The organism is Sphingomonas sp. Leaf25 (genome assembly GCF_001421635.1).
Classification (GTDB): Bacteria; Pseudomonadota; Alphaproteobacteria; order Sphingomonadales; family Sphingomonadaceae; genus Sphingomonas.
On sequence record NZ_LMKU01000012.1, the window covers coordinates 282,684 to 302,541 of the forward strand.

Annotated in this window: 19 protein-coding genes; 6 read left to right on the forward strand and 13 right to left on the reverse strand. The window is 69.3% G+C overall.

What is annotated here, in order from left to right:
- Positions 1 to 220: 220 nt before the first annotated feature.
- Positions 221 to 907: an acid phosphatase gene (locus tag ASE78_RS05975; protein WP_056494490.1), complete on the forward strand. Its 687-nt coding sequence runs from the start codon at positions 221 to 223 to the stop codon at positions 905 to 907.
- On the opposite strand, the gene ASE78_RS05980 is transcribed toward ASE78_RS05975, so the two are convergent.
- The gene (locus ASE78_RS05980; RefSeq protein WP_056494495.1) at positions 891 to 3,647 is read right to left on the reverse strand and encodes a TonB-dependent receptor; all 2,757 of its coding nucleotides are present in this window, start codon (positions 3,645 to 3,647) and stop codon (positions 891 to 893) included. The two genes, ASE78_RS05975 and ASE78_RS05980, sit on opposite strands and share 17 nt — an antisense overlap.
- Positions 3,648 to 3,732: 85 nt before the next feature.
- Here ASE78_RS05980 and ASE78_RS05985 point away from each other — a divergent pair, with 85 nt between their 5' ends.
- On the forward strand, positions 3,733 to 4,824 hold the full coding sequence (locus ASE78_RS05985) for an SPL family radical SAM protein (RefSeq protein WP_056494498.1): 1,092 nt from the start codon (positions 3,733 to 3,735) through the stop codon (positions 4,822 to 4,824).
- Entirely contained in the window at positions 4,821 to 5,318 is a 498-nt protein-coding gene (locus ASE78_RS05990) for a metallophosphoesterase family protein (protein WP_056494501.1), read from the forward strand. Before ASE78_RS05985 ends, ASE78_RS05990 begins: the two co-directional genes overlap by 4 nt.
- Before the next feature lie 12 nt (positions 5,319 to 5,330).
- Here ASE78_RS05990 and ASE78_RS05995 read toward each other — a convergent pair whose 3' ends face one another.
- The 11 genes from ASE78_RS05995 to ASE78_RS06045 form a co-directional block, all read right to left on the reverse strand.
- Positions 5,331 to 6,275, reverse strand: a complete 945-nt coding sequence (locus ASE78_RS05995; protein WP_321163086.1) for an FAD:protein FMN transferase — start codon at positions 6,273 to 6,275, stop codon at positions 5,331 to 5,333.
- Positions 6,276 to 6,304: 29 nt separating this feature from the next.
- Positions 6,305 to 7,150: a DUF4198 domain-containing protein gene (locus tag ASE78_RS06000; RefSeq protein WP_056495257.1), complete on the reverse strand. Its 846-nt coding sequence runs from the start codon at positions 7,148 to 7,150 to the stop codon at positions 6,305 to 6,307.
- Positions 7,151 to 7,172: 22 nt separating this feature from the next.
- Positions 7,173 to 7,661: a DUF2271 domain-containing protein gene (locus tag ASE78_RS06005; protein ID WP_056494504.1), complete on the reverse strand. Its 489-nt coding sequence runs from the start codon at positions 7,659 to 7,661 to the stop codon at positions 7,173 to 7,175.
- A 17-nt stretch (positions 7,662 to 7,678) separates the two neighbouring features.
- Complete coding sequence (locus ASE78_RS06010) at positions 7,679 to 8,350, reverse strand: PepSY-associated TM helix domain-containing protein (protein ID WP_414886775.1); 672 nt, start codon at positions 8,348 to 8,350, stop codon at positions 7,679 to 7,681.
- A gap of 104 nt (positions 8,351 to 8,454) precedes the next feature.
- The gene (locus ASE78_RS06015; protein WP_056494507.1) at positions 8,455 to 9,132 is read right to left on the reverse strand and encodes a response regulator transcription factor; all 678 of its coding nucleotides are present in this window, start codon (positions 9,130 to 9,132) and stop codon (positions 8,455 to 8,457) included.
- Positions 9,132 to 11,801, reverse strand: coding sequence for a sensor histidine kinase (locus ASE78_RS06020; protein WP_056494508.1), 2,670 nt, complete (start codon positions 11,799 to 11,801; stop codon positions 9,132 to 9,134). The genes ASE78_RS06015 and ASE78_RS06020 overlap by 1 nt, the downstream gene beginning before the upstream one ends.
- Positions 11,801 to 12,385, reverse strand: coding sequence for a potassium-transporting ATPase subunit KdpC (kdpC, locus tag ASE78_RS06025; protein ID WP_056494512.1), 585 nt, complete (start codon positions 12,383 to 12,385; stop codon positions 11,801 to 11,803). The genes ASE78_RS06020 and kdpC overlap by 1 nt, the downstream gene beginning before the upstream one ends.
- A 12-nt stretch (positions 12,386 to 12,397) precedes the next feature.
- Entirely contained in the window at positions 12,398 to 14,434 is a 2,037-nt protein-coding gene (kdpB, locus tag ASE78_RS06030; protein WP_056495263.1) for a potassium-transporting ATPase subunit KdpB, read from the reverse strand.
- 13 nt (positions 14,435 to 14,447) lie between these two features.
- Positions 14,448 to 16,151, reverse strand: coding sequence for a potassium-transporting ATPase subunit KdpA (gene kdpA / locus ASE78_RS06035; RefSeq protein ID WP_056494515.1), 1,704 nt, complete (start codon positions 16,149 to 16,151; stop codon positions 14,448 to 14,450).
- Positions 16,152 to 16,164: 13 nt separating this feature from the next.
- On the reverse strand, positions 16,165 to 16,254 hold the full coding sequence (gene kdpF / locus ASE78_RS06040; protein ID WP_056494518.1) for a K(+)-transporting ATPase subunit F: 90 nt from the start codon (positions 16,252 to 16,254) through the stop codon (positions 16,165 to 16,167).
- Positions 16,255 to 16,367: 113 nt separating this feature from the next.
- Positions 16,368 to 17,219: a TorF family putative porin gene (locus tag ASE78_RS06045; protein WP_056494527.1), complete on the reverse strand. Its 852-nt coding sequence runs from the start codon at positions 17,217 to 17,219 to the stop codon at positions 16,368 to 16,370.
- 226 nt (positions 17,220 to 17,445) lie between these two features.
- On the opposite strand from ASE78_RS06045, the gene ASE78_RS06050 reads away from it, so the two are divergent.
- Positions 17,446 to 17,796 carry a hypothetical protein gene (locus ASE78_RS06050; protein WP_056494530.1) on the forward strand — a complete coding sequence of 117 codons (351 nt, stop codon included), beginning with the start codon at positions 17,446 to 17,448 and terminating at the stop codon, positions 17,794 to 17,796.
- A complete protein-coding gene (locus ASE78_RS06055; RefSeq protein WP_056494533.1) occupies positions 17,789 to 18,865 on the forward strand; it encodes a DUF1176 domain-containing protein in 1,077 nt (358 codons plus the stop codon). The genes ASE78_RS06050 and ASE78_RS06055 overlap by 8 nt, the downstream gene beginning before the upstream one ends.
- A gap of 31 nt (positions 18,866 to 18,896) precedes the next feature.
- Here the strand turns inward: ASE78_RS06055 and ASE78_RS18585 are convergent, their stop codons facing one another.
- Positions 18,897 to 19,172, reverse strand: coding sequence for a DUF6440 family protein (locus tag ASE78_RS18585; RefSeq protein ID WP_268795702.1), 276 nt, complete (start codon positions 19,170 to 19,172; stop codon positions 18,897 to 18,899).
- A gap of 137 nt (positions 19,173 to 19,309) precedes the next feature.
- Here ASE78_RS18585 and ASE78_RS06060 point away from each other — a divergent pair, with 137 nt between their 5' ends.
- Entirely contained in the window at positions 19,310 to 19,807 is a 498-nt protein-coding gene (locus ASE78_RS06060; protein ID WP_055756029.1) for a hypothetical protein, read from the forward strand.
- The last annotated feature ends 51 nt before the right edge of the window (positions 19,808 to 19,858 follow it).

Below are 19,858 nucleotides of genomic sequence, written 5' to 3' on the forward strand. Positions count from 1 at the left end.
CCAATCAAACCCCGGTATCGTCCGGCATCGAACGATTGACCGGGAAGAACATCGACCGGTTCGGGTGGGGACAAAGAAATTTGTAAAAGTTTTGTGACAGTTATTGCAGTTTTGTTACCGGATATAAGCCACCGCTACCAAGAACGTAATCTAACAGGAATGTCCCCGATCGACAGGAACGATACTCTACCGTTCATACAGACAGCAGCAGGTTGGATCGATGTTCGTTTATCTACTCGCCATCGCGGCGGTTCAGCCCGGCTACCTCACGCCGGCGCAACGCCCGGACCTGACCGCGATCCTGCCCGGGCCGCCCCTGGCCGGCAGCGCGCGGGCCGATGCCGATGCGCGAATCTTCGCGACCGAACGCGGTGTGCCTGACGATCCGCGCTGGCGGCTGGCGGCGGCCGACGTGTCGTCGGACCTGCCCGAGCGTTTTGCCGACGCGATCGGATTTCGGCTCGATCTGACGCGGCTGCCCGCGACGCGGCGGCTGCTCGACCGGTTCGGCAGCGACCGGTCGGCGGCGATCGGCCAGGCCAAGGCATATTGGCAGTCGCGTCGGCCGTTCGTGGCAAGCGCCGCGCCGATCTGCGAACCACGGACGGCGGCGCTGGCGGCGAACGGCGACTATCCGTCCGGCCATACCGCGCACGGCTGGGCCTTCGCGCTGGTAATGGCGGAGCTGTTGCCCGACCGCGCGCAGCCGATCCTCGCCCGCGGGCGCAGCTATGGCGCGAGCCGCTGGATCTGCGGATCGCATTCGTGGAGCGCGGTCGAAGGCGGATACCTCGCCGCCGCCGCGATCGTCGCCCGCGACCATGGCGAGGCGGCGTTTCGCGCCGACCTGCGCCGCGCCGCGCGCGAACTCGCCCGCTACCGCCGGCGGCTCAGAACCGCCAGTTGATCGCCGCCTCGACGATGCGGCCCTGCTGGGCACGGCCGACGAAAATTTCACCGGCGGGGGCGCGGACCTCACCGCCGATCGCATCGCCCTGCATCACCGCGATCGCATCGAACAGGTTGGTCGCGCGCAGTCGCAGCGTCAGTTCGTCCCGCAACCGCCAGCGCGCGCCGATGTCGATCAGCGCGAACGGCGGCAGCGGCAAGGTGTTGGCATCGTCGGCATAGCGCCGCCCCATCGCCGTCGCATCGAGGTCGAGGGTGATCGGCACGCCCGGCACGTCGCCGACCAGTCCGATGCGGGCCATCGCATAGGGCACCCGACGCGGGGTCCGCCCGCTCAGATCGGTACGGACGACCGTGCCGTCGATCTGTTCGTCGACGCGATAGTCGATCAGTCGTGGGTCCTGCAGCGTCGCCGCCAAATCTATCCCGATCGACGGTGCCACCCGCCAGTGCGCATCGATCTCCACGCCGATCGTCCGCGCCCGTGCCCCGGTCCGGTCGGGGACGATCGCGCCGCTGTGCGGATGGACGACCAGCGTGTCGATCGCGATCCGGGCGAAGCGGCTGGCGAACAGCGTCGCATCGACCGACACCCCCGTGGTCCGCCACAACAGGCCCAGTTCCTGCTGGCCGACCTGCGTCGTGCGGCGGGGGTCGGCATCGGCGCTGCGGAACACGCCGGGGTCGGGCATCCGCGTCGCCCGCGTCGCCCGCGCGAACAGGCCGATCGCAGGGGTCGCGCGCCAGTGCAGCGCCGCCGTCGCGCTCCCCCCGGCGACCCGCGCACGGGCCGGCCGGGTCTGCCCAGATGGTACGACCAGCGCATCGTCGGCGATCGTCGCGGGATCGCCCCCATCGATCCGGACGGGCTGCGCGATCGTGGCGTTCATCGTCAGCCATTCGTGACGCAGCCCGGTGTCGAGGCGCAGGTGCGGCGTCAGGTTCCATTCGTCGGCGGCGAACAGCGCTGCCGTCCGCTGCCGCGCGTCGATCGCCTCATAGGTGCTGCCGCGGCTGAGCATGCCGTGGTCGGTCAGACTGCCGATCGTCCGCCCGTCGCCGTCGATCGCCACCAGATCGAGCAGCCGCCCCTGGCCCCGCGCCTCGACCAATGCCCGCGCCACCGCCCGCGCAAACCGCCAGCGATAGGCGACGCCGTAGCTGCCGAACGTCAGGTCATGCCGCCCGGCGAGATCGATGGTGCGGGTGGCGGTCATCTCGCCGATCGTTTCGCGCAGGCGGACATCGGCGGCGACGGGGTTGATCGTCTCGACCAGATCATTGCCGGGCAGCGCCGCGAACGGACTGCCGTCGACCGTCCGGCGCAGCGCGACGCCGGCCAGCGCCGGAAAGGTGGCCGCAAGCCGTGGCACGGCGGCATCGAGCACGGCCCGCGCGCTTTGCGGCACGCCCGAGGTCGACAGCGCATAGCGGTTGGTCCGCGACAGGCGCTGTCGCCCGCGCCACGTGACGCGCCAGTCGCCTACCGGCAGCACCATCGTCGCCGTCGCCGCGACCAGTCGATTGCGATTGTTGCGCGCGACCGGACGCACCCCCGTCGCCGCGAAATCGACCCGCGCCAGATCGGGGCCGAACCATGAATCGCGCCGTGGATCGAACCCCGGCAACGGCGTCACCTTCGTCCCGATGCGGCGCAGCGGGAGCGACGAGACGTTCAGCGTGTCGTCGTTGAGCAGCCGTACCGCCAGCGTCAGCCGGCCGTCGCTGCCGATCGGGCGGTCGGCGCGAAGCCGCGCCTGCCATCCGCCCAGCGTCGTCGCGATCCGCCGGACCCCCGGATCGCGCGACACACCGCCGCCCGCGATCACCGACCAACGGCCGATCCCGGCGTTGCGATAGCCCTCCAGCCGCAGCAGCCCGCTATCGTTGACCGTCACCCGTGCCGCGCCGCCGCCACCGGCCGTTGGCGCACGGGTACGAAGGTTCAGGATGCCCCCCGGCGCGTTGCTCGCGAAGATGGCCGACGGCCCGCCGCGCACATGATCGGCGCTGTCGATCATCAGGTCGGGGCGGACGAACTGGTCGATGTCGCTCCACGGCAGCGTGTCGTGCTGCACCGGCAATCCGTCCTCCTGCACCGCCAGCGCCTGATACCCGTCGAGTGGCAGGCCACGCACCCGGACGGTATTGGCGGCGGTGCCGGCCGATGGATCGACCCACAGCCCAGGCACCGTCGCCAGCACTTCGGCCAGACTGTCGGGTTGCCGCTGGGCAAACGAATCGGCATCGATATGCGTCGCGGAATAGCTGCGATCCTGTGCCGGCCGTGCGGTGACGCCCCGCCGCCCGGTGACGACGATGTCGGCCACGACCGGAACATCGCCGGGACCGGATGGAGCTGCCGCCAATCGCAACCGCTGTGGCGGTGGCACGGCGGCGGCGCGGACGACGATACCATGCGCCTCGCGCCGGCAATCGAGCCGCGCCGCGCCGCACCACCGCGCCAGCGCCCGCGACAACGCCATCCGCCCTTTCAACGGCGGGCCGGTGCGCCCCGCCAGATCCTGCGGCCGCGCGACCAGCGGCTGGTCGGCGCTGCGCGCGATCGCCCGTAACCCCGGTCCCGCCGGCCCGCGCGGCAGGTCGACGACGATGACCGGATCGTCGGGCGCTGCGATCCCCACCAGCAGCGCGATCAGCGGCACCATCGTCCCCGCCCGTCCATTCCCGATCGTCCGTCGCCCTGCATCGCGCGGTGGCGCATAGCGCCGGATCATTACGCCGGTATGGCGTCGGGCCAGATTTCGATCGAAGCCGAACCGGGCGGCCGGACCATCCCGGAGCGCCGATCGTTCACCGTCGATGCCCATCGTCCCCGAACCCGCAAGTGATTCCCGCACCGGATGGCGGCCACGCCGCCTCCTCCTCACCCGCGCGGCACGGGCATTCGCCCATGGTCGCGCCATTGCCGAACGGGCGGCGGCGATCGGCGGGATCGAGATCGTCGAATTGCCGGGCGACCGCCTCTCGCTCGACCTGCCCGACGACCCCCGCCGTGCCTATGCCGCCGCCAAATCGACGCTCGCGGTCGTCGTCGCGCCGCCGTCGAAACGCCGGCTGCAACCAATCGCGCCGAGTGCCGACTGGCGGGTCGACCTTGCCGAAGGATGCCCGGCGCATTGCGGCTATTGCTATCTCGCCGGATCGTTGAAGGGGCCGCCGATCACCCGCGTCTATGCCAATCTCGAAGAGATACTGGCCGTCCTGCCGGATCATGTCGGGCAGGGGACGATCACCTCGCGCGATCGGCATCGTGCGCACGAAGGCACCACGTTCGAGGCATCCTGCTACACCGATCCGCTGGCGCTGGAGCCGATCACCGGTTCGCTGTCGGCGACGATCGCGTGGTTCGGCCGGTGGCAGGCGCCGGTGCAACTGCGCTTCACCACCAAGTTCGCCGATGTCGCCCCGCTGCTGGCTATCGACCACGGCGGCCGTACCCGGATGCGGGCGTCGATCAACCCGCACGCCTTCGCCCGGTTCGAGGGCGGCACCTCGCCGGTCGCGGCGCGGCTTGCCGGGCTGCGGCGGATGGCGTTGGCGGGATACCCGATCGGGCTCACGATCGCGCCGATCCTCGCCATGCCGGGCTGGCGCGAGGCCTATGGCGCGCTGATCGACGATGCCGCCGCCGCGCTTGGCGGAATCTCCGATCTCGACCTGACCGTCGAGCTCATCACCCATCGCTTCAACGCCGGATCGAAGGCGGTGCAGGAAAGCTGGTATCCCGGCTCGGCGCTCGACATGACGATGACCGGTCGCACCACCAAAACCACGAAGTTCGGCACCGAGAAACAGGTCTATGATCCGGCGACGATGCGGTCGTTGCGCGGCTTCTTCGAGGAACGGATCGCGGCCGCGCTGCCGGCGGCGCGCGTCCTCTACTGGACATGACGGTCTTCTTCACCGCCGACACCCATTTCGGCGATCACCGGACGATCAATATCCAGCGCCGCCCGTTCGACAGCGTCGCCGCAATGGATGCGTGCCTGATCGAACGGTGGAACGCCGTCGTCGCGCCCGACGATAGCGTGTGGCATCTGGGCGACGTCACCCGCCGTCCGGCCGACCTCCCCGGACTGCTCGCCCGGCTGCACGGCTCCAAACACCTGCTCCGCGGCAACAACGATCCCGATGCGACCGCCGTCGCTACCGGCTGGGCCAGCGTCCGCGACTATGCCGAGATTGCGGTCGACGGCCACGCGCTGGTCCTGTGCCATTATCCGTTCCGAAGCTGGCACGGGCAGCACAAGCGCGCGATCAATCTTCACGGGCACAGCCATGGCCGGCTGAAGCCGTTGCTGCGCCAGTTCGACGTCGGCGTCGACGTTCATGGTTTTGCCCCGGTCACGCTGGCGACGTTGCTCGCGACCCGCCCGGCGCGATGACGCGACGATCCGCTACGCCAGCATCGCCGCGAATGCGGGGGTAAGGATTTCGCGCAGATCGTACCCGTCGCGCACCACGATCCGGGCGGCAATGCGCATCGCCGCGATCAGCCGGTCATCGGGCCATGCGATGGTGATCGCGGTCGCCAGCGCATCGGCGAGCGCGGCGGTGGCGGCGATGACGCTCACCGCCGCCACGCCGTTGGCGGCAGGATGGCCGCTGCGCGGATCGATCGAGTGCCGCCCGCGCCGATAGTCGCCCGAGGTCGCCACCGCGCACTGGTGCAGCGCGATCCGGATCGGGGGCAGGGCGATACCGGGCGGGTCTTCGAGGTCGACCCACCATGGGTCGCCATCGGGGCGCAGGCCACGCCCGACCAGTTCGCCGCCGATCTCGACGAGACAATGGAAGATGCCATGGCCGGCGAGACAATCGGCGACGGCATCCACCGCATGCCCCTTGGCGACACCCGACAGGTCGAGCGCCAGTCCGCCGGGTTGGCGCAGGCGTCGCCCGGCGGCATCCCATCGCAACCGCCGCCAGCCCGAACCGGCGCGCGCTGCCGCGATGGCCGCTTCGCCGGGCGAGGGTTGCGGCCCCGGCGGGCCGAACCCCCACAGGTCGACGAGATGCCCGATCGCCGGATCGAACGCGCCGCCGCTCGCATGGGCGATCCGCAGCGACAGGTCGATCACCGCCGCGAAATCGTCCGGTAGGCGGACGATGGTTCCGGCGGGCGACGTGTTGAAGCGGCACAGCGTCGACGTGCCGTCCCAATGGCTCATTTGTCCGACGAGGTCGTCGAGACGAACGTCGATCGCGCGTCGTATCGCCGCCGGATCGGCTTCCGCCGGCATGGCGCAGCGTACGCTCCAGCCGGTGCCCATCGTCCGTCCGGCCAGCGTCGCCACCGGTGCGGAGGGATCATGCGTCGCCAGCATCGCCGCGTCGGGCATCACCGGCAACGCGATGCGCGGGAGCGGGGTCAGGGCGTCATCACCTCCAGCGTGGTGACATAGCCCATCCGCCGTGCCGTGGCGCGCGGGGCGGTGGGCTTCGCATCGTCATGGGTGGCGTTCAGCCAGTACATGCCCGCTTGCGGCCAATCGAGAGCCAGCACCCCGTCCGCCCCGGTGGTGAGTTCGCGCGCACCCTCAGCATTGCGATAGCGTTTGCCGCCGGGCACCACCGTGACCTTCAGCCCCGGCGCGGGCCTGCCGTCGATCAGGAAGCGGAACCGCGCGGTTTCGCCCGCGACCAGTTCGTCGGGATGGGTGAGGTAATCGATCTCCAGCCCCTTGCCCACGGGCTTCAGCACGGCACGGGTCGGCTCGCCCGCCGTCACGAAAATCTCGTTGCGGTTGCTCGTTTCGGTCAGCGTCACGTCGGTTGCATTGGCGGGAATGTCGGCGACGGTCAGCGGCGGGCGGCGCACGCCGTCCGGCCCCGGCGGGCCACCGCGTCCACCGACGCGCTTCTCCTCGCCGTTCACCTTGAAGCTGCCCATCAGCCCCGACATCTCGGTCCCGATCTTCCACGTACCCGGCTTGTCGAGCTTCACGTCGAACACCGAGCGATAGCGGCCGGTCGCGCCGTTCTGCACCTGTCCGGCGGTGCCGTCGGGTTGCCAGACCTTGACCCCGTCGAGGCGGCCGGGCTGGTGATCGGCGTAGAACAGGTCGTTCGACGCGGCGAAATCGACTGTGACCCAGCTATCGGTGCCCGAAAACACCGTGCCCGACGGCAGCAGCCACAGGCGGTGCGCGGACACGCCGGCGGGGATCGACAGGAGAACGGCGGCGGCGAGCAGGCGCCGGGCGAAACGGGGCATCAGCGGTTCCTTGGTCAAGAGGTCAGCGGGCGGCGATGGTGACGGCACCCAGTTCGTGCGATCCGCTGGCGCGGGCCGCCTTGGCGGGTATGGTCAGCGGCACCTGCACCAGTTCGCGGCCGCCGGTTTCGCGCGCCGCCTCGACGTTCAGCACATAGGGGCCGGGGCGAAGGTCGGCCGGCAGCGGGATGCTGTGGGTGCCCGGTGCGCGGGTCGCCCCGCTGATCCCGTCGGCGGGCAGGCGCAGGCTGCGTCCGCCCTTGCGCCACCACGCCCGCAGATCGGCCAGCCATTTGGTCCCCGGTTCCGCCCCGGTCTTGCGGACATCATACCACAGCGCCAGCGTGCGCGGCGCGCCGCCACCGGCGGGTTCGATCCAGATCGCGACATAGGGGCGGTGATATTCGGCGACCGACAGGCGCGGGATGGTGACGCTGACCGTGCCGGTCGGCGGCGCGGGCGCGGCGGCGACGGTGGCACCGCCCAGCACCGCGAGGGAAAGGATACGCATCGGGCAAGCCCCCTTCGTCAATGGATCAGGAATAACGCGAGCACGACCGGCAGGACGATACCGGTCGCAACCAGTGGCCAGGTAGTCGGACGCCGCTTCGCATGGAGTTGCAGCAGCAGCAGCCCGGTGATCGAGAACAACACGCACGCGACGGCGACGACGTCGATGAACCAGAACCATGCCGTCCCGGCGTTGCGGCCCTTGTGCAGATCGTTGAGGTAGCTGATCCAGCCGCGATCGGTCGTCTCGGCACGGATCGCGCCGCTGGCCCGGTCGATGCTGACCCATGCGTCGCCGCCGGGCCGGGGCAGCGCGACATAGGCTTCGCCATCGGACCATTCGACCGGGCGGTCGGTGACGTTCAGGCCCACCGCCTGCTCGACTGCGGTGGCCACGACGGATGGCAGCACCGCTTTCGCGCGCGCCGCGGGTTCGAGCGACGCCGTCAGCCCGGCGGGCAGGGTCGCGCTACGTTCGGCGACGACCGGTTCGGCGGAGATCGACCCCGCGTGGTTCAGCGTGATGCCGGTGACGGCGAACAACAGCATCGCCGCCAGCGCGATGCCGGCGCTGATCCAGTGCCATGCGATGATCTGCTTCGCCCACCACGCCCGCCAGTTGCGCGGCCGCCTGCGCGGACCGGCCGACATCCGTGCCCCTCGTTCGGCGTGAAGATTGCTGTTGGTCATCTACCCCTCTGCACCGCAATTACTGCGACCCATTATCATTAGCAAGCGATGATACAGGGTCGTTTGGCGGCTACAGCCGACCGGACGGCGCCGGCCGTCGCTCGTCACGCATCGGGACGAAGCCGATAGCCGACGCCCAGTTCGTTGGCGATCAGGCTACCCATCGGCCCCGGAGTTTCGAGCTTTTGGCGCAGGTTGCGGATGACGATGCGCAGATATTCAACCCGTGGGTCTTCGTCGCCGCCCCATGCGGCGGTGAGGAGGCGGTCGTGCGTCACGACGCGGCCGAGATGTCGCGCAAGGACGGCGAGGACGTCGAATTCCTTGCGCGTCAGATGCAGTTCGCCGCCACCGCGCGATACGATTCGCCGGTCGAGATCGATGCCCACATCGCCGCAGCGGACGACCTTCGGCGTCGTTTCCGGCGATTGGCGATGGCGCAGCGCCACGCGCAGCCGGGCGAGGAGTTCCTGCGTATCGAACGGCTTGGTCACGAAATCATCGGCGCCAAGGTCGAGCGCGGTCACTTTTTCGTCCACGGCGTCGCGCGCGGAGACGATGAGGACCACGGCCGGCCGCAACAGCGGGATCAGGCTCAGCCCGTCGCGGTCGGGCAGCCCCAGGTCGAGCAGGATCGCATCGGGATGTTCCGCCGCCGCCTGCTGCAACGCCGCCCGGCCGTCCCCCGCCTCGATCACCAGATAGCCGGCGTGGAGGAGGGTGTTGCGCAGCAGGCGGCGGATCGCGGCTTCGTCGTCCACCACGAGGATCTTGGCAGGCATCAGACAAGTCCTTCGGGTGCGGCATCGCGGACGATCAGCGCGGCGGGGAACATCAGCGCGAAGACGGCACCGGTCCCGTCGTCGCGATTGGCGGCCTCGACGGCCATGCCCATCGCCTCGGCGAATGCCTTGACGATGGCGAGGCCAAGGCCGGTTCCACCGACGGCGCGGTCCGACCCTTCGAGGCGGCGGAACGTCTCGAACACCTCCGCCTCGCGGCCGGGCGGCAGTCCGGGGCCACGATCGGACACCAGCAGGCGCAGCTCGCCGAAGCGGTGCCGCCCCTCGATCACGATCTCGGTCCCGCTGTCGCCATAGCGGCCGGCATTGTCGAGCAGGTTGAGCAGGCAATGGTGCAGAAGCTGCGGATCGGCGCGGACCAGCGGCAGGTCGGGCGGCACGTCGAACCGGACCGGATGGCCGTCCAGCGCGCGGCGCGCGTCATGCGCGGCACCGCTGACGGCTTCCTCGAGGTCGACCGGCTGGATGTTGAGCCGGAGCGCGCCGGCCTCGACCCGCGCCATGTCGAGCAGGTTGGCGACGAAACGGTTGAGCCGCGCGGCCTCGGCCTTGATCGTGCCGATCAGTTCGGGAGTCGCGCCGTGATCGAGCTGGTCGGCGGCGGCGATCACCGCCGTCAACGGCGTGCGCAGATCGTGGCTCACCGACGACAGCAGCGCCGCGCGCAGCCGGTCGCGCGTCCGCACCGTCTCGACATCGCGCATCTCGACCTCCAGCCGCAGCCGTTCGAGGACGAGCGCCGACTGGTCGAGCAGGCTGCCGAGCAGCGGCAACTGATCGGGCCGGACCGGATCGGCGGCCGATTCCTTGGCGATGCCGAGGACGCCCAGCACCCGCCCGCCAGCCTTCAGCGGGCGGAACAGCCATTCCGACGCCGCCAGCGTCCCCGATCCCTTGCCCGCCGCCGTGCCGGTGTCGAGCGACCATGCGGCGGCGGCGGTGTCCATGGTGCCAAGGCGATAGCCGGGGTCGCTCGCACCAAGGATTTCGAGCGTCCGGTCGGCCCCCGGCACCATCAGGATCGCCTGCACGTCGAGCAGTCCGCGAACATCGTCGCAGATCCTCTGCGCGGCGACGCCGATGTCGTTGACGCTGGTAATCTGGCGCAGGAAACCGGCCAGCGTCGCGTTGGTCCGCGCGCTGGCGGCCGCCAGATCGGCCTGTGCCCGGACGCGCGACGTCAACTGGCTGGTCGCGACCGCGATGCCGAGCAGGACGACGACCGACACCAGATTTTCGGGATTGCTGATGCTCAGCGTGCCGACCGGCGGCAGGAAGAAGAAATTATAGGCGAGGCTGGAGGCGATGCCGGCATAGACGCCGGTGCGCAGGCCATACAGGCTGGCCGCCGCCATGACCGGCAGGAGATAGAGCAGCGCGACGTTGCCGAGGTCGAGGATGCGGAACAGCGCGCTGGCCACCGCGGTGATCGCCGCGACCATCGCGGTCGTGACGACATAGCCGGCGGGCGTCCCCCATGGTGCCGGCCGCCGCCGGCCGCGCGCCGCCGGATCGGCGACCACCGGCAGGACATGGACGGCGACGCCGGGCGTGTCGCGGATCACGCGATCGACGACCGATCCGTGCAGCAGTTCGAACCAGCGCGACCGCCGCGATTTGCCCATCACCAGTTGCGTCGCACGCGCGTCGGCAAGGAAGCTCTGGATACCGGTCACGACATCGGTCGCCGGCACGGTCGCCACCGCCCCGCCGAGCTGGGTGGCAAGGGTCATCGCCGCCGCGATCCGCCGGTGTTCGACGTCGGAGAAATGCGCGGTACGCGGGGTTTCGATGAACAGCGCGGTCCACGGTCCGCGCAGGCCGTCGGCGACCCGTTTGGCGGCGCGCACCAGTGTGTCCGAACCGGGCAGTTCGTTGATCGCGACGACGATCCGGTCGCCGCCCGCCCAGGTGCCGCCCAGTCCCAGCGCGCGGACGTCGTCAAGCATCCGCGCGTCGACCGCCTGCGCCGCGCGGCGCAGCGCCAGTTCGCGCAGCGCCGACAGGTTCGATTTCGAGAAGAAGTGCGACAAGGCCCGTGTCGCTTCGTGCGGCAGATAGACCTTGCCCGCGCGCAGCCGCTCGATCAGCTCGTCGGGAGGAATGTCGACGACCTCGATCTCGGCCATTTCCAGCACGAAATCGGGCACGGTTTCGCGGACGCGGACCCGGGTGAAGCTGGCGACGACGTCGTTCAGGCTCTCGACGTGCTGGATGTTGACCGTGGAATAGACGTCGATCCCGGCGGCCAGCAGTTCCTCGACATCCTGATGCCGCTTGGCATGGCGGCTGCCCGGCGCGTTGCTGTGCGCCAGTTCGTCGACGAGGACGAGGCGCGGCGCACGGGCAAGGATCGCGTCGAGATCCATCTCGTCGAGGCTGCGCCCTTCATGGGCGACCGGGCGACGCGGCACGATCTCATGACCACGGGTCAGCGCCTCGGTTTCGATCCGGCCGTGCGTCTCGACGATGCCGACGACCACGTCGGTGCCGTCGCGGCGGCGGGCCGCCCCTTCCGAGAGCATCTCGAAGGTCTTGCCGACGCCGGGGGCGGCGCCCAGAAAGACCTTCAGCCGGCCGCGACCCTCCTGCGCGGCGGCGCGCAGGAGGGCGTCGGGATCGGGGCGGCCGTCACCCGGACGCGCCATCAGCGTGGGCGCGCGCCGGGCAGGGCGTCGAGCGCGCGATTGAGCGCCAGCACGTTGACATGGGCGTCGCCGAGCACCGGCGTCCCGGTCGTCGCCGCCACCAGCGCGCGGACCCGATCGACCGGCAGGCCCCGGACGCGGGCGATGCGCGGTGCCTGCACCAGCGCGGCGGCGGGGGACAGGTCGGGGTCGAGCCCCGAGCCGCTGGCGGTGACGAGATCGGCGGGGAGGGGACCTGCCACGCCCTCGGCGCGCCGCGTCGCGACATCCGCCTTCACCCGGTCGGCCAGCGCCTGCGAAGCTGGGCCGAGGTTCGATCCCGACGAGGCGAGCGCGTCATAGCCCTTGCCCGCCGCCGATGGCCGTGTCTGGAAATAGCGGTCCGACGTGAATGCCTGTCCGACGACGGTCGATCCGATCACCGTGCCCCGTGCGTCGCGGACGAGGCTGCCGCCGGCCTGTGCCGGGAACAGCATCTGGCCGATGCCGGTCATCGCCAGCGGATAGGCGATCCCGAGAAGCAGCGCGAACAGGATCGTCATCACGATCGCGGGTCGCAGCGCGGAAGAGAAATCCTTGCCCATGTCGATATTCCTTTAGGCGAGACCAAGGCCGCTGACCAACAGGTCGATCAGCTTGATGCCGATGAACGGGGCGATCAGGCCGCCCAGACCGTAGATCGCGAGATTGCGGGCGAGCAGCGGGCCGGCCGCCATCGGGCGATAGGTCACGCCGCGCAGCGCGAGCGGCACGAGGCAGGGGATGATGACCGCATTGAAGATAATCGCCGACAGGATCGCGCTTTCGGGCGAGCCCAGCCGCATGACGTTCAGCACGCCCAGCCCCGGATAGAGGACGACGAACATCGCCGGGATGATCGCGAAATATTTCGCCACGTCGTTGGCGACCGAGAAGGTCGTCAGCGCGCCGCGCGTCATCAGCAACTGCTTGCCGAGCCCGACGACCTCGATCAGCTTGGTCGGATCGCTGTCGAGGTCGACCATGTTGCCCGCTTCGCGCGCGGCCTGCGTGCCGGTGTTCATCGCCACGCCGACATCGGCCTGCGCCAGCGCAGGCGCGTCGTTGGTGCCATCGCCGCACATCGCGACCAGCTTGCCCCCTTCCTGTTCCTTGCGGATCAGCGCCAGCTTGTCCTCGGGACTGGCCTGCGCCAGGAAATCGTCGACCCCGGCCTCGGCGGCGATCGCGGCGGCGGTGAGCGGGTTGTCACCGGTAATCATCACCGTGCGGATGCCCATGGTGCGCAGTTCGCCGAAGCGTTCGCGGATGCCCGCCTTCACCACGTCCTTCAGGAAGATCGCACCCAGCAACCGTCCGTCACGCGCGACCGCCAGCGGGGTTCCGCCCGCGCGCGAAATCTCGTCGGTGATACGGCGCAGTTCGGTCGCCGCCGCCGTCTGCCCCGCGCCGGGATTGGCGCGCAGGATCGAATCGACCGCGCCTTTCTGGATCAGCGACCCGCCGATGCGCACGCCCGAAATCCGGGTCTGCGCGGTGAACGCGATCACCTCGGCATCTTCGGGCAGCGCGGTCGTCGTCACCTGAAACCGCTGCCGCGCCAGCGCCACGATCGACCGGCCCTCGGGGGTTTCGTCGGCAAGGCTGGCGGTCAACGCCGCCTCGGCCAGTTCGGCGTCGCCGGTGCCGCCGACGCTACGGAATTCGGATGCCTGCCGGTCGCCGATGGTGATCGTGCCGGTCTTGTCGAGCAGCAGCACGTCGATGTCGCCCGCCGCCTCGACCGCGCGGCCCGATTTGGCCAGCACGTTGAAGCGGACGAGCCGGTCCATGCCGGCGATGCCGATCGCGGAGAGCAGCGCGGCGATCGTGGTCGGGATCAGCGTGACGAGCAGCGCGGAAAGGATCGCCACCGGTATCCCGCCGCCGGCATAGCGCGCGAAGCCGGGAATAGTGGCGACCGCGATCAGGAAGATGATCGTCAGCCCGACCAGCAGCAGCGTCAGCGCGATCTCGTTCGGCGTCTTCTGCCGCTCGGCCCCTTCGACCAGCGCGATCATCCGGTCGAGGAACCCCTTGCCGGGTTCCACCGTCACCTTCACGCGGATTTCGTCGGAAATGACGCGCGTGCCCGCCGTCACCGCCGAACGATCGCCGCCCGCCTCGCGGATCACCGGCGCGCTCTCGCCGGTGATCGCCGCCTCGTTGACCGAGGCGACGCCGGAGACGACCTCGCCGTCCGACGGGATCAGGTCGCCGGTCTCGACCAGCACGACGTCGCCGACGCGCAACTGGCTGGCCGGGACGTCGTCCCATGCGCGGCCGGCTCCGGTCAGCCGCTTGGCGGTCAGGTCGGCCTTGGTCGCGCGCAGCGACGCGGCCTGCGCCTTGCCGCGCCCCTCGGCCAGCGCCTCGGCAAAGGTGCCGAAGAGGACCGTCAGCCACAGCCAGACGACGAGTTGCAGCTTGAACGCGGTGGTGAGGTCGTCCTGCCCGATCACGAGTAGGACGGTCATCAATGCGGCGACCACGGCGGTGACGAACATCACCGGATTGCGGACGAGGTCGCGCGGGTTCAGTTTGACGAACGCCGCCCGGCAGGCCGGCAGGACGAGGTCGGCGGTGAACAGGCTGTTCGATTGGGTCTTTGCCATCATGGCCCCCGTGTCAGGACAACTGGCCGCGGATCATCGCAAGATGATCGGCGATGGGACCGAGCGCGAGGCCCGGCAGGAAGGTGAGGCCGCCGAGGATCAGGATGATGCCGATCAGCAGCCCCACCCACAGTCCGCCCGTCGTCGGGAACGACCCCGCGCTTTCGGGCGTGTATTTCTTGGCGGCGAGGCTGCCGGCGACGGCCAGCATCGGCACGATGATGAAGAACCGGCCGACCCATATCGCCACCCCCAGCAGCCCGTTGTAATAGGGGGTGTTGGCGGTGAGGCCGGCGAAGGCCGACCCGTTGTTGGCGACCGCGCTGGTGAAGGCGTAGAGGATCTCGCTGAACCCGTGCGGCCCCTTGTTGAGCGGCCCGGCCAGCCCCTGTTCCAGCACCGACGACAGTGCGGTGAGGCCGAGGATCATGAGCGGCAGCACGGCGATGGCGAGTACGGCCAGCTTCACCTCGCGCGCCTCGATCTTCTTGCCGACATATTCGGGGGTGCGGCCGACCATCAGCCCGGCGACGAACACCGCGAGGATGGCGAAGAGCAGGAAGCCATAGATGCCGGCACCCACGCCGCCGATCACGACCTCGCCCAACTGCATGTTGAACAGCGGGATCAGCCCGCCCAGCGCGGTGAAGCTGTCGTGCATCGCGTTGACCGCGCCGCACGACGCGGCGGTGGTGACGACCGAGAACAGCGCGGAGGCGGCGATGCCGAAGCGGACCTCCTTACCCTCCATGTTACCGCCCGCCACACCGATGCCGTGCAGCACCGGATTGCCCGCCGCCTCGGCCCAGTAGGTGACGGTGGTGCCGACAAGGAACAGGATCATCATCGCCGACAGGATCGCCCAGCCCTGGCGCGTGTTGCCGACCGCCTTGCCGAACGTCCACGTCAGCCCCGCGCCCAGCACGAAGATCGACAGCATCTGCACGAAATTGGTCAGCGCGGTCGGATTTTCGAACGGATGCGCGCTGTTGGCGTTGAAGAAGCCGCCACCGTTGGTGCCGAGCATCTTGATCGCTTCCTGGCTGGCGACCGGTCCCAGCAGGATCGACTGGCGCGCGCCTTCCAGCGTCTGGACGTCGACGATGCCGGCCAGCGTCTGCGGCACGCCGCCGGCGATGTAGACGAGCGTCAGCATGACACAGGCCGGCAGCAGCAGGTAGAGCGTGATCCGCGTCATGTCGGCCCAGAAATTGCCGATCGCCTTCGCCTGGGTCCGGGCGAAGCCGCGGAACAGTGCGAAGGCAAGGGCGATGCCGGTCGCCGACGACAGGAAATTGAGGACGGTCAGCCCCAGCATCTGGGACAAGTTCGACATGGTGCCCTCACCGGCATAGCTCTGCCAGTTGGTATTGGCGACGAAGCTGATCGCGGTGTTGAACGACAAATGCTCGCCGACACCGGCCAGCCGCTGCGGGTTGCCCGGCAGCACGCCCTGCAACCGCAATACGCCATAGGTGAAGAACGTCAGCAGCGCGTTGAACGCCAGCATATGCACGGCATAGCGCCGCCAGCCCTGTTCCTCGGCCGGGTCGATGCCCGACAGCCGGTAGAAGCCACGCTCGACCGGCCCGAGCAGGCGGTGGAGCGGCGTGCGGCGGCCTTCGTACAGCGCGAAGAGCCACAGGCCGGCCGGTTTCGTCAACGCCAGCAGGACGCCGGCGAAGGCGAGGATCAGGAGCCATCCCTGAATGGTCACGGGTTCGCCTCCTTCAGAAACGTTCGGGGCGGAGGAGGACCGCCACCAGATAGATGAGAAGGCCAAGCGCGGTTATCGCCGCTAGCCACAGGTCGGGAGTCATCGCGCGCTCCCTCAGGCGTTGTCGCACAGGCGAACATAGGCGAGCGTCAGCGCCACCAGTCCGGCCATGATCGCGATCCAGAGCAGATCCTGCATATACGGTCCTTTCGGGGTTCAGAAGGCAGCGGTCAGCGCGACCAGCAGCGTATCGCCGGCGATGGTGCCGGTGCCGTCCTGGCCCCGGCTGAAGCCGGGGCGGAGGTAGCGGGCGTCGCGGGACGAAATGTCGGTGCCGACATAGCCGACGCCCAGCGTCAGGTTGCGCCATGTCGTATCGACACCCAGCGACCAGTCCCAATAGGCGCCGGTCGGGGCGACGGCGGTGGCGTTCGGACCCAGGCCGTCCTGTCCCCGGCTATGGCCGAGATGCGTCTTGGCCGTGATCGGCGTACCCGCCACCGCCAGCGCGCCGTCGCCCCACAGGTACAGATTGTCGTGCTTGGCGCCGGGGTTCGTATGGATACCGGCGGCGGCATCGGCGCCGGTGGCGTACCATTTGCCGATCGCCTGCTGGGGCGGCGCATAGGCGGCACCGGCGGTCAGCGTAGCCGGGCCGGCGGTGCCGGTCAGCTTGACATAGGGTTCGGCGAAATCGGTCTTGTCCGCGCCGCCGGGATACAGATACCAGGTGAGGCCGACGTCGAGCACGGCATTGTCGGCAAGCCTGGCCTTGTAGCCGCCGATCAGGTCCAGTTCCATGTTCGCGCCGCCGAACGTCCCCCATCCGGCAAGGTTCGAGGCCCATAGGCCGATGTACGCCCCGCTTTCATGCGCGACGGTCATCCCGCCCTGCACCGCCATGCCTCCGTCCGACTGCGACACGCCGCGAAACCGGTAATCGGAAGCGATGGTCGCCGATCCGCTGACGGTGATCGCAGGCGGCGGCGCGGCCGGCAGCGACTGCGCATGCGCGGCGATCGGCAACGTCGCGCATGCGACGGCCATGGCCGCAGGACGGAAGTTCATCGTGACACCCCTTGCAGACGGCACCGTCCCGTGACGGGCACCTTCAGGGCGTTGCGATTAGGCGCATGCCGCGTAGCAATTCGAGATCGATTCCGGCAAAAGCCGTATAGCGCGCATATAGGCGACGCATTTTATCCGTCCGTACCGGTTCTCCCAAGCGACGCTCGATCACCCTGCGTCGGCGAGGGACCATGGCGGCGGGAGACATTCTCAACGGGAGAAGCCGATGTTCATCATCTGGAGTGGCTGGGGCGCGCTGACGATTGTCATCGTGGCGGCGGTAACGATCGTGGTGGGTGCGATCGGACAGTTGCTGCTCACCGCCATCGGCTATCCCGACTGGGCGTTCGTCGCGGTGAGTATCGGCCTGTTCTCGGCGGCGGCGGTCAACTGGATCGTCGGCAGGCGAATGAACGCGGCACCGCCGCGCGAACTGGTCGACCCCGCGACCGGGGAGCGCGTCGTGCTGACCCGGACGCACCGGCTGTTCTGGATCAGGATGGAATATTGGTCGTTTCTCGTGGCGCTGCTGGGCTTCGTCCCGTTGCTGGCGCTGCCGGGAGCGCTTCATGGCTGACCGGCTCGCGCGATCGATCCTGCTGCTGCCGCTCGCGTTGTGCCTACAGGGACCGGCGGCGATGGCGGCCACCGACGCACGGCCGGTCTACCGTGAGATCGGTGACTGGCTGCTCGCATGCGACAATCTGCGCAATTGCGTGGCCCGGGCGGCGCGCGACCCGGCCGCCGCGCCGGTGGCGGGCGACGATGCGGAGGTCCGCATGGACATCGCCCGCGATTCAGGACCGAACGGCGCCGTCACGGTCCGGTTGCAGGCCGAGCATCGGATCGATCCGACAAGCATCCATATCGGCACACGGCCGCTGCCGCGGGACCTGCCGTGGCGGATCGGCGGCGATCGACAGGACGCCTCGCTGACCGGGGAGCCGGCCCGGCGGTTCGTCCGCGCGATCGTCGATGCGCCCGCACTGATGCTGGCCCGCGCCGGACCGGCGCAGATCAGCCTGCGCGGGCTGGCCGCCGTTCTGCTGGCGATGGACGAGGCGCAGGGGCGGGTGGGTAACGCCAGCGCACTGGTCCGCCCCGGTTCCGGCCCGGCCGACCTGACACCGCCGCCGATGCTGCCGCCGCGTATCCGGGTCGGTCCACCCGCGCCGGCACTGGCCGATGCGCAGCGTCTGGCGCGGGCTGTCCGGCGCGGACAGGCCACCATCATCGCCGCGCATGAATGCGATCGGTCGTCGGACGACGACGCGGCCTATCCGCTCACGCGGACGGAGGCGATTGTCGTCCTCGGCTGTGGCCGGTTCGCCTATCAGACGTCGGTTCTCCTGTTCCGCACCCCGCGCGACCGGCCGGCGGCGGCGACGCTGCTGACGCTGCCCGACCCGCCCGCCGCGCGTCCGACCGACGCGGCCAGCGCCGGCGAATATGTCGAGGGCGATTATGATCCGGCGACCCGAACCTTCGTCGAGGTTTCGAAAGGCCGGGGCATGGCCGATTGCGGCAGCGCGACCGAATGGACCTTCGACGGTACGGCCTTCCGCGTATCCGCCTTTCGCTGGCAGGACCGTTGCGCCGGGACGACACCCGGCGAATGGCCGGTACTGTACCAGACGCGGCGGTAGGCGAAAGCGGAAGGGGACGACGAAACCAGGGTCAGCTACCGCACATCGGACGACCATCTGCCTTCAATCTGGGGGTCAGGCTGCCGGTCCGCCGCCGGCCCAACGCCAGATATTGGCAGCCGGTTTCGGGGTCGCGCCAGACCCGCACCCGTTCGTTCCCCGTGCTACGGCGAAGCACTTCGGCTTCGGTCGTCGCAGTGTTGTCCGGCACAGACCGGGACGAATCGAACTTGTCACAGCCGGCAAGCAGCGACGTCAACAGACAAAGGGCCAAAGCCGCGCGCATCATTTCCCCCGCCATCGGCATATCCAACGACGCCAGCCTATGGCCTGGACCGTTCCGGCGCAAGGTCGGGCCATGCCGCATGATTCTGCCGCCAGCGGCACAAAGAACGAACCGTGTCTTGCCATCCGACTCCGCCCTGCCGCATAGTGCGGCCAGCGATGCCGATCCGTCCCGAGCACACCTATCTCTATCCGATCGATTGGCGACATATCTCGCATTTCGTGAGGTTCGTGCGCGCGAAGGGTTGCTGCGAACATTGCGGCCGGCGGCACCTGCAACGGGTGTTCCACATGGGCGACGGCCGATGGTGGGATGCCGACCGGCGCTACTGGCGCAACGGGGAGGGGCGGCGGGTGCGCCGTCCGACCGAGGACATCCTCCATGCCGGGCGATGGACGTCGGTGGTACTGGCCTGCGCCCACCTGACCCATGATCCCAGCGACAGCCGGTTCGAGAAGCTGGCCGCGCTGTGCCAACGCTGCCACATGATCCACGACGCGCCCGAGCATCGCCGCCGCCGCTGGATGAACGCGCATTATCGCCGGGCGCTGGGCGATCTGTTCTACGGGCCTTATCCCGAACGCGGCGCCGACTGGATCATGCCGACGCCCGCAAGCATGCTTGACGATCCCCGGTTGCTCTACCTGCGAGTGTAAGCTGGCCCGGAAGCATCGGGAGCAAGGTGCGTGGCGAGCCGGCCCGACCGG

Excerpts from the sequence above, each read along its gene's own strand:
- ASE78_RS05975 (WP_056494490.1), top strand. The coding sequence starts at position 221 with ATGTTCGTTTATCTACTCGCCATCGCGGCGGTTCAGCCCGGCTACCTC.
- ASE78_RS05980 (WP_056494495.1), bottom strand. The coding sequence starts at position 3,647 with ATGATCCGGCGCTATGCGCCACCGCGCGATGCAGGGCGACGGACGATC.
- ASE78_RS05985 (WP_056494498.1), top strand. The coding sequence starts at position 3,733 with ATGCCCATCGTCCCCGAACCCGCAAGTGATTCCCGCACCGGATGGCGG.
- ASE78_RS05990 (WP_056494501.1), top strand. The coding sequence starts at position 4,821 with ATGACGGTCTTCTTCACCGCCGACACCCATTTCGGCGATCACCGGACG.
- ASE78_RS05995 (WP_321163086.1), bottom strand. The coding sequence starts at position 6,275 with ATGCCCGACGCGGCGATGCTGGCGACGCATGATCCCTCCGCACCGGTG.
- ASE78_RS06000 (WP_056495257.1), bottom strand. The coding sequence starts at position 7,150 with ATGCCCCGTTTCGCCCGGCGCCTGCTCGCCGCCGCCGTTCTCCTGTCG.
- ASE78_RS06005 (WP_056494504.1), bottom strand. The coding sequence starts at position 7,661 with ATGCGTATCCTTTCCCTCGCGGTGCTGGGCGGTGCCACCGTCGCCGCC.
- ASE78_RS06010 (WP_414886775.1), bottom strand. The coding sequence starts at position 8,350 with ATGACCAACAGCAATCTTCACGCCGAACGAGGGGCACGGATGTCGGCC.
- ASE78_RS06015 (WP_056494507.1), bottom strand. The coding sequence starts at position 9,132 with ATGCCTGCCAAGATCCTCGTGGTGGACGACGAAGCCGCGATCCGCCGC.
- ASE78_RS06020 (WP_056494508.1), bottom strand. The coding sequence starts at position 11,801 with ATGGCGCGTCCGGGTGACGGCCGCCCCGATCCCGACGCCCTCCTGCGC.
- kdpC (WP_056494512.1), bottom strand. The coding sequence starts at position 12,385 with ATGGGCAAGGATTTCTCTTCCGCGCTGCGACCCGCGATCGTGATGACG.
- kdpB (WP_056495263.1), bottom strand. The coding sequence starts at position 14,434 with ATGGCAAAGACCCAATCGAACAGCCTGTTCACCGCCGACCTCGTCCTG.
- kdpF (WP_056494518.1), bottom strand. The coding sequence starts at position 16,254 with ATGACTCCCGACCTGTGGCTAGCGGCGATAACCGCGCTTGGCCTTCTC.
- ASE78_RS06045 (WP_056494527.1), bottom strand. The coding sequence starts at position 17,219 with ATGAACTTCCGTCCTGCGGCCATGGCCGTCGCATGCGCGACGTTGCCG.
- ASE78_RS06050 (WP_056494530.1), top strand. The coding sequence starts at position 17,446 with ATGTTCATCATCTGGAGTGGCTGGGGCGCGCTGACGATTGTCATCGTG.
- ASE78_RS06055 (WP_056494533.1), top strand. The coding sequence starts at position 17,789 with ATGGCTGACCGGCTCGCGCGATCGATCCTGCTGCTGCCGCTCGCGTTG.
- ASE78_RS18585 (WP_268795702.1), bottom strand. The coding sequence starts at position 19,172 with ATGCCGATGGCGGGGGAAATGATGCGCGCGGCTTTGGCCCTTTGTCTG.
- ASE78_RS06060 (WP_055756029.1), top strand. The coding sequence starts at position 19,310 with ATGCCGATCCGTCCCGAGCACACCTATCTCTATCCGATCGATTGGCGA.